This window comes from Brevibacterium sanguinis, assembly GCF_003315415.1.
GTDB classification, from domain to species: Bacteria; Actinomycetota; Actinomycetes; order Actinomycetales; family Brevibacteriaceae; genus Brevibacterium; species Brevibacterium celere_A.
Genome location: NZ_QNSB01000008.1, coordinates 143,685 through 156,279 on the forward strand (window position 1 = coordinate 143,685; position 12,595 = coordinate 156,279).

A 12,595-nucleotide genomic window follows, 5' to 3' on the forward strand; every position below is an offset into this window, starting at 1 on the left:
GTAACGAAACGATAACGAAGATCACGGCCGCAGAGTGTGGTCCGGGCAACCCCTCGGCTTCCCAGAGTTCATGCGGGGAAGCCCCGACTGCCCGAGGACGGTCGGCGGGGCCGTTCGACGGGCGATCGAGGGTTGAGAAGCCGGGTCTCGGGTTGCGACCCGTTCTCAGCTCGTTAGGTTGGATGCCGTGAGAAACGCACTCGCTGAACCGAAGACGGAAATCGACGTTCGCACTCCCGAGCTGGAGGACGGACAGCATCTGTGGCGGCTGGCGAAGGACTCCGCCGTTCTCGATCTCAACTCCTCCTACTCCTACCTCCTGTGGTGCCGTGACTTCGCGGACACCTCGGCGATCGCCTGGATCGACCGCCGGCCCGCCGGCTTCGTCACGGGATACACCCGTCCGGAATCCCCGGACACTCTGATGATCTGGCAGGTCGCCGTGTCCGCGGACTTCCGCGGCCGCGGGCTCGCCTCGACGATGCTCGGCGAACTCGCCGACCGGACCAGGGCCATCCGCCTCGAGACGACGATCACCGCCGACAACGACGCCTCCAACCGGCTCTTCCAGTCCTTCGCCCGCGACCGCGGCGCGAGGCTCGAACGCCGGCCCCTGTTCACCCCCGACCTCTACCCGGACGGCCACGACACCGAGTACCTCTACGAGATCGGGCCGCTCTGAACCGCGGCCCCATGCTCCCGACCGGGCACCGTGACCAGCACGACCGCCTCGGCGTCGGAGAGCGTCCCAGCCCCGCAGTCTCAGCAGTCGAAAGGACTCCAGCGATGACCGACCACCTCGATACCCCCACGACAGACACCCCTACGACAGGCACCCCCGACATCTTCGAGACCCGCGAATCCGCAGTGCGCGGCTACTCCCGCTCATGGCCGACGACCTTCTCGAGGGCCGAGGGAGCGAAGCAGTGGGACGAGACCGGCAGGGAGTTCATCGACTTCTTCTCCGGCGCCGGTGCACTCAACTACGGCCACAACAACCCGGTGGTCATGGAACCGCTCATCGACTACCTCAGGTCGGGCGCGGTCCTCCACTCCCTCGACATGAAGACCCCGGCGAAGCGCGAATTCCTCGAGACCTTCGAGGAGCTCATCCTCGAGCCGCGCGGGCTCGACTACACGGTGATGTTCCCCGGGCCGACGGGGACGAACACCGTCGAGGCGGCGCTCAAGCTCGCACGCAAGGTCACCGGCCGCCAGCACATCCTGTCGTTCACCAACGCGTTCCACGGGATGACCCTCGGGTCGCTGTCCGTGACGGGCAATTCGATGAAGCGTCAGGGCGCGGGGATCCCGCTGACCAACAGCTCGAAGATCCCCTACGACGACTACTTCGACGGGGAGACCCCGGACTTCCTGTGGCTGGAGAAGGTGCTCGAGGACTCCGGATCCGGCGTCGACAAGCCGGCCGCGATCATCGTCGAGACCGTGCAGGGCGAGGGCGGGGTGCGGGCCGCCCGCGCCGAGTGGCTGCGCTCGCTGTCCGAGCTCTGCGCGCGCCACGAGATCCTCCTCATCGTCGACGATGTGCAGGCCGGCTGCGGTCGCACCGGGACGTTCTTCAGCTTCGAGGACGCCGGGATCGTTCCCGACATCGTGTGCCTGTCGAAGTCGATCTCGGGCTCGGGACTGCCGATGGCGCTCACGCTGTTCCGCCCCGAACTCGACGTGTGGTCCCCGGGCGAGCACAACGGAACATTCCGCGGCAACAACCCCGCGTTCGTCACCGCGACCGCCGCGATGAGGACCTACTGGGCCGACAACTCGTTCCAGAACGCCCTCGCCGACACGATCGCCCACCTGCACCAGCGCCTCCACATCATCGCCGGGAAGGCCGAGGGTGCGAGCGTGCGCGGCCGGGGCCTCCTCGCGGGCCTCAAGTTCGACGACCCGGAGGTCGCCGGGAGGATCGCCGCCGAGGCGTTCGCCCGCGGCCTGCTCGTCGAGACCTCCGGACCGCGCGACGAGGTCGTCAAGATCATGCCTCCCCTGACGATCTCCGCCGAGGTGCTCGAGGCGGGGCTGGACGTGCTCGAGGACGCCGTGCTCACGTTCGCCCCGGCGCCGGCCCTGGCCGCAGTCTGACCGATTGACCTGCTGAGCGCGATCCGAGCACGATCTGACCAACCGACCTCGACGAAAGGACGACGGATGTACGTTGTCAACCGCGACGACCTCAACGACACCGACCGCGACGTGAAGTCCGAGACCTGGCGCAGCAGGCGCATGGTGCTCGGCCGGGAGCGGGTGGGGTTCTCCTTCCACGACACCGTGATCTACGCGGGAACCCGCTCGACCTTCCACTACCAGAACCACATCGAAGCCGTGTACTGCGTGCAGGGCCAGGGCACTCTCATCAACGAGGAGACCGGTGAGACGCATCCCCTGTCCGATGGGACGATGTACCTGCTCGACGGGCATGAGAAGCACACCGTCGTGGCCGACACCGAGCTGCGCATGGCGTGCGTGTTCAACCCGCCGGTGACCGGACGCGAAGTCCACGACGAGAACGGGGTCTACCCGCTCGTCGTCGAGGACGACGCCGCGGACGCCGTGCGGAACTGACGCCGCGCGTCGCGGGGTGACGCCGCGCGCTGAAGAACCGAGAGGCCTGGGACAACGGAGTCCCAGGCCTCTCGCCTGCAATCCTCCGGCCTCTAAACCTTCTGGCTGCAATCCTCCGGCTTCCCCGCCTGCCGCCGGCAGCCCTTTCGATGGCAGCGATCTTCGCGGAAGCCCTCTCACCTGGTCGGAGAACAGTCGAGCAGCTGAGGAAACTCACTGCGGATGTGGTACTGTGACGTCAACGACACCTTACCTTTTCGTAGCTTCTGTCTGCCGACACTACTCACCTGGGACTTCGACGCCTGGCATCCCCATCCCTCTCAGTTCCTGGAGTATCCATGACGTTCCTCAAGCGCGCCCTCATCGCGGCCGTCGCCTCCCTGTCCCTCGTCGTCGGTCCGGCGGTCGCCGCGAACGCCGCGGCGACCTCGTTCGATGTCACCAAGCTGTCGGCGAAGAGCATCGTCGTCTCGGACGCGAACTGCCGCAACGTCGATGTCCACATGTCACACAAGAAGTCGGGCGTCGACAACTGGGACGTCTATGCCGATGTCACTCGCAGAGGCGGCTGGGTCGGCTCGGCCGACTTCTCCAGCAGTGGCGACACGAAGAAGACTCGGGCCTTCATCTGTCCGTCGCTGGACGGACTCGGCAAGTACGGGCTCGGGCCGTCCGAGGTCTTCGCCTACAGCGAGTCGTCGTGGGACATGGTCGATCGCACCGACTACACGAAGGGCCACTTCTACGTCCGCGGAAAGGCCACGGCCTCACTCTCGGCCAAGCGCAGCGGGAAGTCGGTCACCCTCAGCGCCAAGACGAAGCGCTACGACCCCGAGTCCTACGGCTGGGTCAACTACAACCCGAAGGTGAAGTTCCAGGTCAAGAAGAACGGGAAGTGGAAGACCGTCAAGACGATCAAGGCGAAGAAGGGCAAGGCGACGTACAAGGTCAAGTCGAAGGGCAAGAAGTCGTACCGGATCGTCTTCGATCAGGTGAGCTGGGCGACGGGCGCGAAGTCGAAGACCGTCAAGAAGTAGAGCCCGTCGGCGTGAGCCGGGAGCCCGAGACAACGGCGTCTCGGGCTCCCTTCGTCTTCGCGGGCGGGTTCGGCTTGCCGAGGCTCCGTCCCCGGACTCCACCCGCTCCGTGCTCAGCCTGCCGCGTCCCCGTCGTCCGGGTCGGGCGGGTCGACGCAGTCTGCGAGTGCGTCGAGGAAGTCGATGACGGCCTGACGCGATTCGACCGGCACTGTCCGTGCGATCTCGAGCATGGATTCGTGCATTCCGCCCAGCTCCGCGGCGACCTCGCGATGCGTGTGCTCGGTGACGGTGACGATCACCGAGCGGCGATCGGACGGGTGGGGAGTGCGCTCAACGTGTCCCGATCCGCTCAGTCGGTCGAGCAGCTTCGTCGTCGACGCCGTCGAGATGCCGAGATGAGCCGCGAGCTCCCGCGCCGTCAGGGGGATCCCCGCTCTGGTGCTCGCGATGATGTGCCGCAGCGCCTCGACGTCCGTCGCATTGACGTCCATGTCGGATTCCATCCTCCGCCGCATCCTCTGATCGGCGCGCCGGAATCGGCGGACCGCGGCGAGTAGGCCGACCGCGTCCTCCGTGCCCTCGTACCAGTAGCCGCCGGGCGGAGGGTCGGGATGCGGAGGGTTGACCATGAGGATCAATGGTACTAGGTTGAAAGATAGTTAGCCTAGCTAATTACATTGACGAGCCGGAGATGGGACATCGCGATGAGGATGACTGCCGAGGACCACGTGATCCTCGTCGACGACGACGGCGAGACCGTGGGCACCGCGCCCCGGGCGACCGTCCACACGACGCGGACCCCGCTGCATCTGGCCTTCTCCTGCTACGTCCTCGACGACACGGGGAACCTGCTCGTCACCCGCCGGTCCCTGGCCAAGACCGCCTGGCCAGGCGTCTGGACCAACTCGTTCTGCGGCCATCCTCGGATCGGGGAGACCTTCGAGGAGGCCATCGACCGGTACGCGGAGCACGAACTCGGTGTCGCGGTCAGCGAGATCCGATGTGTCCTGCCCGAGTTCCGCTACCGAGCCGTCGATGCCTCCGGAGTCGTCGAGAACGAGATCTGCCCGGTCTACTCGGCGAACCTGCGCGGCACCGTCCGTCCCCGTGCCGCCGAGGTGATCGACTGGAGATGGGTGCCGTTCGGTGAGATCGCCGAGGTGGTGCGCCTCGCCCCGTGGACGGTCAGCCCGTGGATGGCGGCCCAGGTCCCCGACCTCGCCGCAGTGCTCGCCCGGATCCGGACGTCCCTCGGGACCGACGAATGCTCGGAGGAGTCCACGGACGGGCCCGCCTCGACCGGGGAGCGCACCGCCATCGGGGCGCTGTCGTGACCTCGACGCCCCGGAGCGCCGACGAGGAGCTTGAGCGCGTGTTCTGCTCCGGGTTCGAACGCTCCATCCGCCTCGGCGACGATCACGACCGGTTGTGGACGGCGCTGTGCTCGGCGACGGCCGGCGGCAAGAGATTCCGACCGCGCCTGGTCGTCGCCGCGCACGACGCTCTCGACGGACACGCGCGACCGAGCGCCTTCCGCGCGGGAGCTGCGCTCGAGCTGCTGCACACCGCGTTCGTCATCCATGACGACGTCATCGACGGTGAGGACACCCGTCGAGGCCGTCTCAACGTCTCCGGATCCTTCGCCGCGCACGCCCGGTCCCGAGGCGCGGAGGAGGCAGCGGCCCGGCATCAGGGGACGGCGGCGGGAATCCTCGCGGGTGACCTCGCGCTGCTGTCCGCGATGACCCTCGTCGCGCGATGCGGCGCCGGCGCCGAGGTGGTCGACCAGCTCATCGAGCTCGTCGAGGAGGCGGTCCACGCGACCGTCACGGGCGAGCTCACCGATGTCCGGACGGGGCTGTCCGCGGAGAGCGCGTCGATCGACGAGGCCCTGCGCGTGGCTGAACTCAAGACCGGCGCCTATTCGTTCCAGCTGCCCCTGCAGGCCGGGGCGATCCTCGCCGAGGCGCCCGCCGAGGTGACCGCGGCACTCGGGCACGTCGGCCGGTTCGTCGGCATCGGATTCCAGCTGCTCGACGACCTCCTCGGAGTCTTCGGCGACGAGACCCGCACGGGTAAGAGCGCGACGAGCGACCTCAGGGAGGGCAAGATCACCTGTCTCATCGCAGCGGCTCGGCCGACGTCCGTCTGGCCCGAGGTGCAGGCCCTCATCGGACTCTCGGACCTCAGCGACCACGAGGCCGCACGGGCGCGGGACCTGCTCGAGGAGTGCGGGGCGCGCGCCGTCGTGCAGACTCTGGCCGACCGCCACCTCGACGCCGCGCTCACCGGTGCGGAACGCTCGGCGCTGCCGGACCCCGTCCTCGAGGTCATCAGCGATCTCATCGACGAGCTGCGCGACAACGCCGCCCTCGGCATGCGCGCCCCAGCTGCCGCTCGGGCGAGCTCCGAGAAGGTGCTCCGATGACCACGGCCGGCCGCTACGACAGCGTCGCGGCGGCAAGCGCCTCGAGAGTGATCAGCGGGTACTCGACCTCGTTCGGATGGGCCACCCGACTCCTGGGCGAACCGGTGCGCACGGACGTCCGCAGCATCTACGCCCTGGTCCGCATCGCCGACGAGATCGTCGACGACCCCGATCCGATCCTCACCCCCGAGCTGCGCGCCGCTCAGCTCGACGACCTCGAGGCGGAGACGCTGCGCGCCCTGCGCTGCTCCCGCAGCGCCAACCTCGTCGTCCACGCCTTCTCCGCCGTCGCCCGGCGCTGCGGCATCGACGACTCGCTCGTGACTCCGTTCTTCGCCTCCATGCGCGCCGACCTCACGCGTAGCACCCACGATCCCGAGAGCCTGTCGGAGTATGTCTTCGGCTCCGCAGAGGTCGTCGCGCTCATGTGCCTGCGCGCCTTCACGGTCGACGAACCGGCCGCCTACGATCGGTTGGCGCCGAACGCCCGCAGCCTCGGCGCCGGACTCCAGAAGGTCAACTTCCTCCGAGACCTCGGCGACGACGTCGACATCCTGGGCCGGACCTATTTCCCCGGGCTCGACCCCACGACCTTCACCGACGAGGACCGCGACGCGCTGCTCGACGACATCGACCACGACCTCGCCTTCGCCGCCGAGGCGATCCCCGACCTTCCCTCGACCAGCCGACGGGCCGTCGCCGTCGCCCACGATCTCTTCGCCGCGCTCTCCCAGCGCCTGCGCCGGACTCCGGCCGCGGAGATCCGGCGCAGGCGCATCCGGGTCTCCGATGGGCGCAAGGCGCTCATCGTGCTGCGGGCGATGGCAGGGTGCACGGCATGAGCGGCACGGTCGACCCGGGAAGGACGCACGGCATGAGCGGCGAGGCTCACGGGGACTGGACAGACGAAGTGCGGGACACGGCGCGGCCGAGCCGCAGGACGGTCGTCGTCATCGGTGGTGGGATCGCCGGTCTGGCGTCGGCCGCCCTCCTCGCGCGCGAGGGCTGCTCGGTCGACCTCGTTGAAGCCAGGGGCGAGCTCGGCGGGCGGGCCGGAGTCATCGAGCAGGAGGGGTTCCGCTTCGACACCGGACCGTCCTGGTATCTCATGCCCGAGGTCTTCGACCATTTCTTCCGACTGCTCGGGACCTCCGCCGAGGCAGAGCTGTCCCTGCAGCGCCTCGACCCCGCGTACCGGGTGTTCTTCGAGGGCGAGAGCGGAGCCCGGCCGGCCGACGCGGTCGACATCAGGGCAGACAGGGCGGCCAACGTCGCCCTGTTCGAGGAGCTCGAGCCCGGAGCGGGACGCGCTCTCGAGAGGTACCTCGAGTCGGCCGCGCACACGTTCGACATGGCCATCGAGCACTTCCTCTACACCTCGTTCTCCTCGCTTCGACCGTTCCTCTCCCGTCCGCTGCTCGGCCGGATCCATCGACTCGGACCCCTGCTGCTCCAGTCGCTCGAACGATTCGTGTCCCGACGCTTCGCCGACCGGCGGATCCGGCAGATCCTCGGCTACCCGGCGGTCTTCCTCGGGTCCTCGCCCGACCGCACACCGAGCATGTACCACCTGATGAGCGCACTCGATCTCACGGGAGGAGTCCTCTACCCGCAGGGCGGATTCGGTGCTCTCATCGACGCCATCGTCCGGCTCGCCCGCGAGTCGGGAGTCCGCTTCCACACCGACACCGCCGCGACCGCGGTGCTCACCGACCCCCTCGAGGGAGCAGCCGCCTCGGCGGACAGGGAGCCGGGCGCACGACGGGCACCTCGGCGCGGACGGGACAGGATGGGCCGCAGACCGCAGGCCCGAGCGACGGGCGTGCGGGTTCGCCGCGCCGACGGGACTGAGGACGACATGCCCGCTGATGTCGTCGTCGCCGCAGCCGACCTGCACCATGTCGAGACCTGCCTGCTCCCACCCGCGCTGCAGACGTACCCGGAGAGCTGGTGGGCCCGGAGGACGAGCGGACCTGGGGGAGTGCTCGTCATGCTCGGCGTTCGCGGCGGCCTTCCCCAGCTGGCCCACCACAGCCTGCTCTTCACCCGCGACTGGTCGGCCAACTTCTCGGCCATCCGGTCGGGGACAGTGCCCGATCCCGCCTCGGTGTACGTCTGCCGGACCTCGGCGACGGACCCGGGTGCGGCGCCGGAGGGCATGGAGAACCTCTTCGTTCTCATCCCGATGCCCGCCGACCCGGCCCTGGGTCGTGGTGGGGTCGGCGGCACGGGCGCGCCGGCGGTCGAGGCCATCGCCGACAGGGCGATCGAGCAGATCGCACGGTGGGCGGAGATTCCCGACCTCGCCGAGAGGATCGTGACCCGCCGGACCGTCGGGCCCACGGACTTCGCCGAGGATCTGCGGTCGTGGCGCGGCGGGATCCTCGGGCCCGAGCACACGCTGTCCCAGAGCGCCGTCTTCCGAGCCGGCAACACCTCGAAGCGCGTCGAGGGTCTCCACTACGCCGGGTCGAGCACGATTCCCGGGATCGGTCTGCCGATGTGCCTGATCAGCGCCGAGATCCTCGTCAAACGACTCCGCGGTGACACTGGGATGTCACCGCTGCCGGAGCCGCAGTCGTCGCCGCCGTCCGAACCGCAGTCGTCGCCGCCGCGTTCCGGGAGGGTCGGATCCCCGGTCCCTCCTGACGACGATGACGCTGCCACGGACGATGTCCGCACTCCAGTCGGGGAGCGCCGATGACGCACATGCTCTACCTCGTCGCACTCCTCGTCTCCTCCGCCTGCCTCGTGGTGCTCGATCTCCGGTACCGGCTCGTGCTGCCTCGACTGAGGTGGCGCGCCGTGCTCGTCCTCGTCACCGGCGTCGTCTTCTTCCTCGCCTGGGACCTGGCCGCGATCGCCGCCGGCCACTACGCCGTCGGCTCGAGTGCGCTGATGACGGGGATCATGCTGGCCCCGGAGCTGCCGCTCGAGGAGATCGTCTTCATCACCTTCCTCTCCTACCTCGCCCTCCTCGTGCACCGAATCGCGGCTCGATCGCCCCGTGAGGCGCCACGATCGCCTCGGAAGGCGCGACGATCGCTCCGGCAGGTGCGACGATGAGCTATCTCGCACTTGCCGGTCTCTTTCTCGCACCGTCGGTGGCCCTCGCCGTCCTCGCCACCTGGAAGCGTCGTCTCGGACGTTCTTGGTGGAAGGCCACGACGATGACGATCGGGATTCTCGTGGCGCTCACCCTGGTGTTCGACAACCTCATGATCGCCGCCGATCTGTTCAGATACGACGCCGCTCGCCTCAGCGGTTGGCGCATCGGACTCGCCCCGATCGAGGATCTGGCGTGGCCGGTCGCGGCAGGACTGCTGCTTCCTGCTGTCGCCGCTCTGGCCCGCAGGGAGAGCGAACGGTGAGCGGGGTGCTCGCCCCCGAGGCGCTCCGCCAGCTCGTCGGATCCTCGCGGCCCCTCAGCTGGGTCAACACCGCGTACCCGTTCGCCGCCGCGTACCTGATGTCGGGCGGTGAGTCGGTCGTTCACCTCGGCGTGGGAACCATGTTCTTCCTGTTCCCCTACAACCTTCTCATGTACGGCATCAATGACGTGTTCGACTACGAGTCGGATCTGCGCAATCCGCGCAAGGGCGGGATCGAGGGCATCGTCCTGTCCTCCCGGTGGCACCGGCTCACCCTGCGGGCCGCGGCGCTGCTGGCCGCACCGTTCCTCCTCGTGCTGCTCGCCGCGGGCACACTGGTCTCGGCGGTGGTCCTCATCGTCACGATGTTCACCGTCGTCGCCTACTCGGCGCCCGGGATCCGGCTCAAGGAGCGTCCGGTCATCGACTCGATGACGTCCGCGGCGCACTTCGTCGGACCCGCCGCATTCGGATGCGCGCTGGCCGGCGCCTCGGCGACGCCGACCGTCGTCGCCTCCCTCGGCGGTTTCTTCCTCTGGGGGATGGCCTCGCAGGCGTTCGGCGCCGTCCAGGACATCGTCGCGGACCGTGAGGCGGGCATCGCGTCCATCGCGACGGAGCTCGGCGCGGCGAGGACGGTGCGCACGGCAGTCGCGCTCTACGTCCTGGCCGGGCTCGTCATCGTGGCGGCAGACTGGCCGGGAGCCCTTGCCGGGCTGTTCGCGATTCCCTACATCCTCAGCATTCTGCCCTTCTGGTCACTGTCCGACGAGCGCTGTGAGGAGGCCAACCGAGGGTGGCGGCGCTTCCTCTGGCTCAACCTGGTCACGGGCTTCCTGCTCACCCTGCTGCTCATCGGCGTCGCCCGCGGCACCTGAGGCCCGAGGCGTCGCCGACTCCCTCTGACCCGCACGCTCAGTCCGGTCGCTCCCAGGATGCGATCGGCCCGGGCACCACGGTGAACAGCGGGTGGGTCGGCGGCGCCGAGTCGGCGTCGAGGTCGGCGAGGCGCTCGGGGCTGCGTCGGCGGAGTTTGGCGAGCAGGTGCCGCCATTCGTACGCGACCTGCCCGTCGGTCACCGGGATCAGCGGAACCTCGAGGTCCGAGCCTCGGCCATCCGGAACCATGGCACCCGCACCTCGGCCGTCCCTCGCCTCGGCGCCCGCGTTCCGGCCACTCCCGACCGTGACGTCCGCACCTCGGTCGTCCTCGGCCTCGGCGCTTGAACCTCGCCCATCCCTCACCTCGGCACCTGCACCGTCACGACCCCCAGCCTCGGCGCTGCTGATCCCGGCCGGCACATCGATGCGGGAGCGATCGAACGAGTAGCCGCGGTTACTCGCTTCCTCCGCGACGGCCCGCAGGTACGCGCCGACGGCGGCGAGGGGGTCGGGCTGGGCGCGGAACCGCTCGAGCTGAGGGTGTCGGCGGTAGCCCTTCGTCCGTTCGGCGAGCACGGCTTGGGCGAGCAGCGCCTCGCGCCACACCGCGGTCAGCCCCTGCCGGTCGAGGAGGCCGGGGTGGAGGCTCCACAGTCGCATTCCAGCTCCTCAGGCGCCCCTCTTCGCCTCCCAGAACTCGCGCCGGGTCACCTCGTCGGTGCCGTCCCAGGCCTCGAGCCCGTCGATGTCGGGCATGTCGCTGCGGTGGAAGACCGGCTCGAGTCCCATCTTCCGCTGGCTCGTGTAGTTCTTCAGCAGCCGCATCGCGGTGGGGGCGAGGAAGAAGACGGCGACGAGGTTGGTCAGGGCCATGATCGACATGAAGATGTCCGCGGCCGACCACGCGAGCGGCAGGGCGATGACCGATCCGGTGAACACCGCGATCATGACGATGACGCGGTAGCCCATGACGGCCCCGCGGGCCCTGGTCTTGAACAGGTAGGCGATGTTCGCCTCGCCGTAGTAATAATTGCCGAGGATCGAGGAGAATGCGAAGAGGAAGATCGCGATCGTGAGGAAGTGCACGGCCCAACCGCCCAGCTGCGACGACAGGGCGGTCTGCGTCAGCGAGGCGCCCTGGGCCTCGTCGTAGACGGGATCGGACAGGAGCACGATGAACGCGGTGATCGAGCACACGAGGAGCGTGTCGAAGTAGACGCCGAGGCTCTGTACGAGGCCCTGCTTCGCCGGGTGCGAGACCGAGGAGGTGGCGGCCGCATTCGGCACCGACCCCATGCCCGCTTCGTTGGAGAACAGGCCACGGCGCACCCCCTGCATGATGACGATGCCGATCCCGCCGCCGACGACGGAGTCGAAGCCGAGGGCATTGGTGACGATGAGCGCGAACATCGCGGGCACCTCGGTGATGTTGAGGACGACGACGACGCCGCCGAGGATGAGGTACGCGATCGCCATCACCGGCACGATGACGGCGGAGATGTTCGAGATCCGGTGGACGCCGCCGAGGAAGATCAGCCCGGTGATGAGCGCGAGGCCGATGCCGAGCCCGATCGGCAGCCACGTGTCCGTGCTGGTGTCGACGCCGAGGCTCGTGGCCGTGGCGTCGACGATCGAGTTGGCCTGGAGCGAGTTGAAGACGAGGCCGTAGGTGACGGCGATGATGACCGCGAAGAGGGTGCCCATCCACGGCTTCCGCAGGCCGATGCTCATGTAGTAGGCGGGGCCGCCGCGGAAGGAGCCCTTGTCCTTGACCTTGTAGAGCTGACCGAGCGTCGACTCGACGAAGGCGGTCGCGGAGCCGAGGATCGCCATCACCCACATCCAGAACACAGCGCCGGGGCCGCCGATGGAGATCGCCAGGGCGATGCCGGCGATGTTGCCGGTGCCGACCCGGGACGCGGCGGAGATGCAGAAGGCCTGGAACGAGGAGATCGACTTGTTGCCGTCCTCGTCCCTGCCCGCCGACTCGCCGATGACGCGGAACATCTCCGGCAGCAGGCGCAGCTGGACGAGCCCGGTGCGGATGCTCAGGTAGATCGCCACGCCGATGAGGATGACGAGGAGCACCCACCCGAGCCAGGTGTTGACTGCGGCGATGAGGCCGTCGAGGGAGTTCATTCTCATTGCTCCAATGCGGAAGACGGTGCCGGGGACTTCGCCTCATTCTGCCAGAACCGAGGATTCACCCGTTCGCCACCCTGGCCTCACCCGGCCTCTGCCGTCCGTCCCTAGGATTGACCGCAACCCGCCCGTCGCCGCCCCCGCCACCC

At 68.6% G+C, this 12,595-nt stretch carries 14 protein-coding genes; 11 read left to right on the top strand and 3 right to left on the bottom strand.

From position 1 onward, the window contains the following. The first annotated feature begins 187 nt into the window (after nt 1–187). From ectA to DFO65_RS12610, 4 genes are all read left to right on the top strand, one after another. Entirely contained in the window at nt 188–682 is a 495-nt protein-coding gene (gene ectA, locus DFO65_RS12595; protein WP_181778717.1) for a diaminobutyrate acetyltransferase, read from the top strand. A 104-nt stretch (nt 683–786) separates the two neighbouring features. Then, nucleotides 787–2,103 carry a diaminobutyrate--2-oxoglutarate transaminase gene (ectB, locus tag DFO65_RS12600; RefSeq protein WP_113904789.1) on the top strand — a complete coding sequence of 439 codons (1,317 nt, stop codon included), beginning with the start codon at nt 787–789 and terminating at the stop codon, nt 2,101–2,103. Between the two features lie 66 nt (nt 2,104–2,169). Then, nucleotides 2,170–2,583 (top strand): ectoine synthase, encoded by a 414-nt coding sequence (locus DFO65_RS12605; RefSeq protein ID WP_113904790.1) that lies wholly within the window; start codon nt 2,170–2,172, stop codon nt 2,581–2,583. 338 nt (nt 2,584–2,921) lie between these two features. Beyond that, nucleotides 2,922–3,620 carry a hypothetical protein gene (locus DFO65_RS12610; RefSeq protein WP_113904791.1) on the top strand — a complete coding sequence of 233 codons (699 nt, stop codon included), beginning with the start codon at nt 2,922–2,924 and terminating at the stop codon, nt 3,618–3,620. Between the two features lie 113 nt (nt 3,621–3,733). Here DFO65_RS12610 and DFO65_RS12615 read toward each other — a convergent pair whose 3' ends face one another. Further along, nucleotides 3,734–4,252 (bottom strand): MarR family winged helix-turn-helix transcriptional regulator, encoded by a 519-nt coding sequence (locus tag DFO65_RS12615; RefSeq protein WP_113904792.1) that lies wholly within the window; start codon nt 4,250–4,252, stop codon nt 3,734–3,736. Nucleotides 4,253–4,333: 81 nt separating this feature from the next. Here DFO65_RS12615 and idi point away from each other — a divergent pair, with 81 nt between their 5' ends. From idi to DFO65_RS12645, 7 genes are read left to right on the top strand one after another with little or no spacing between them, the layout of a single operon-like run. Next, nucleotides 4,334–4,957 carry an isopentenyl-diphosphate Delta-isomerase gene (idi, locus tag DFO65_RS12620; protein WP_220151313.1) on the top strand — a complete coding sequence of 208 codons (624 nt, stop codon included), beginning with the start codon at nt 4,334–4,336 and terminating at the stop codon, nt 4,955–4,957. Continuing rightward, nucleotides 4,954–6,051 (top strand): polyprenyl synthetase family protein, encoded by a 1,098-nt coding sequence (locus DFO65_RS12625; RefSeq protein WP_245940726.1) that lies wholly within the window; start codon nt 4,954–4,956, stop codon nt 6,049–6,051. The genes idi and DFO65_RS12625 overlap by 4 nt, the downstream gene beginning before the upstream one ends. Next, nucleotides 6,048–6,893 (top strand): phytoene/squalene synthase family protein, encoded by an 846-nt coding sequence (locus tag DFO65_RS17110; RefSeq protein WP_181778718.1) that lies wholly within the window; start codon nt 6,048–6,050, stop codon nt 6,891–6,893. Before DFO65_RS12625 ends, DFO65_RS17110 begins: the two co-directional genes overlap by 4 nt. Nucleotides 6,894–6,925: 32 nt before the next feature. Next, nucleotides 6,926–8,755 carry a phytoene desaturase family protein gene (crtI, locus tag DFO65_RS12630; protein WP_181778719.1) on the top strand — a complete coding sequence of 610 codons (1,830 nt, stop codon included), beginning with the start codon at nt 6,926–6,928 and terminating at the stop codon, nt 8,753–8,755. Further along, on the top strand, nt 8,752–9,117 hold the full coding sequence (locus tag DFO65_RS12635) for a lycopene cyclase domain-containing protein (RefSeq protein WP_113904795.1): 366 nt from the start codon (nt 8,752–8,754) through the stop codon (nt 9,115–9,117). The genes crtI and DFO65_RS12635 overlap by 4 nt, the downstream gene beginning before the upstream one ends. After that, the gene (locus DFO65_RS12640; RefSeq protein WP_113904796.1) at nt 9,114–9,422 is read left to right on the top strand and encodes a lycopene cyclase domain-containing protein; all 309 of its coding nucleotides are present in this window, start codon (nt 9,114–9,116) and stop codon (nt 9,420–9,422) included. Before DFO65_RS12635 ends, DFO65_RS12640 begins: the two co-directional genes overlap by 4 nt. Nucleotides 9,423–9,427: 5 nt before the next feature. Then, on the top strand, nt 9,428–10,300 hold the full coding sequence (locus tag DFO65_RS12645) for a prenyltransferase (RefSeq protein WP_181778720.1): 873 nt from the start codon (nt 9,428–9,430) through the stop codon (nt 10,298–10,300). A gap of 37 nt (nt 10,301–10,337) precedes the next feature. Here DFO65_RS12645 and DFO65_RS17410 read toward each other — a convergent pair whose 3' ends face one another. Next, nucleotides 10,338–10,964 (bottom strand): pyrimidine dimer DNA glycosylase/endonuclease V, encoded by a 627-nt coding sequence (locus DFO65_RS17410; protein ID WP_113904798.1) that lies wholly within the window; start codon nt 10,962–10,964, stop codon nt 10,338–10,340. A 9-nt stretch (nt 10,965–10,973) separates the two neighbouring features. After that, nucleotides 10,974–12,443, bottom strand: a complete 1,470-nt coding sequence (locus tag DFO65_RS12655) for an alanine/glycine:cation symporter family protein (protein ID WP_113904799.1) — start codon at nt 12,441–12,443, stop codon at nt 10,974–10,976. Nucleotides 12,444–12,595 lie beyond the last annotated feature (152 nt).